Raw genomic sequence first — 1,223 nt, forward strand, 5'->3', positions numbered from 1 at the left:
CCATGGAAGTCGCTGTCTTCATTCTGGTCGTGCTCGTCTTCGTGGCGCTTTCCGGCGCGCTGGTTCGCCTGGTGCGGGTGCCGTTGCCGGTGCTGCAGATTGCGATCGGTGCCGCGCTCGCCTGGCCGGTGCGCGGCATCCATGTCGAGATCAATCCGGAGCTGTTCCTGCTGGTGTTCATTCCGCCGCTGCTGTTCGGCGATGCCTATGGCGCACCGAAGCGTGAACTGATGGCGCTGCGCGGACCGATCCTGGATCTGGCCATAGGGCTGGTCTTCTTCACCATCGTCGGCTTCGGCTACGCCTTGCATTGGCTAGTGCCGAGCATCCCTCTGGTGGTCGCTTTTGCGCTTGCCGCGGTGCTGTCGCCGACCGACGCGGTGGCCGTGTCCTCGATCGTCGACAGGAATGTCGTCCCGGCGCGGCTGATGCACATTCTCGAAGGCGAGTCGCTGCTCAACGACGCTTCAGGCCTCGTCATGTTCCGCTTCGCCGTCGCAGCAGTGCTGACCGGCAGCTTTTCCCTTGCCGCGGCTTCGTTCAGTTTTCTCTATGCCGTGGCGATCGGCATCCTGATCGGCGTCGCGGCGCTGTTCGTTGCCGCCAAGCTGCTGCAATTGCTCAACCGGATCGGCGGCGTGCCGGCCGAAGCGCAGGTGCTGGTGATGGTTCTGCTGCCCTTCATCGCCTATCTCGGCGCCGAGCATGTCGGAGCGTCCGGTATTCTGGCGGCTGTTACCGCCGGCCTGCTCACCGGCGGCTCCGGCGTGTTTCGCTTCCTCGGCGTCTCGGCCCGCATGCAGACGATGTCGCTGTGGACGACGCTTTCCTTCGTTTTCAACGGTGCTCTCTTCATCGTGCTCGGCCTGCAGCTTCCCGACATCATCCGCCATGTGCCGCCGGAACTCATGAGCCTGCACCCGATCATCCAGCCGATCGCGACCGTCGTGGCGCTGACGCTGTGCCTGATCGCGTTGCGCTTCCTGTGGATATGGGTAGGCGATCTCGCAGCCGGCATCGCCGCACGTCTGGGCAAGCGCAAGGTGGAGCCGTTCGGGTTGCGCGTGCGGCTCGCCGGTTCGGTGGCCGGCGTGCGCGGCGCCATCACGCTGGCCGGCATATTGTCGCTGCCGCTCGCCATGCCGGACGGCTCGCCGTTCCCGGCACGCGATCTGGTCATTTTCCTGGCCGCCGGCGTCATCATCTGTTCGCTGGTCTTCGCC

The 1,223-nt window shown here is 65.2% G+C and carries 1 protein-coding gene; it reads left to right on the forward strand.

What is annotated here, in order from left to right:
• Positions 1–2: 2 nt before the first annotated feature.
• The coding region (locus EN879_RS36440) for a Na+/H+ antiporter (RefSeq protein ID WP_127274742.1) at positions 3–1,223 on the forward strand (1,221 nt) is incomplete at its 3' end.

It is taken from the genome of Mesorhizobium sp. M7A.F.Ca.AU.002.02.1.1 (assembly GCF_003998535.1).
GTDB lineage: Bacteria > Pseudomonadota > Alphaproteobacteria > Rhizobiales > Rhizobiaceae > Mesorhizobium > Mesorhizobium ciceri.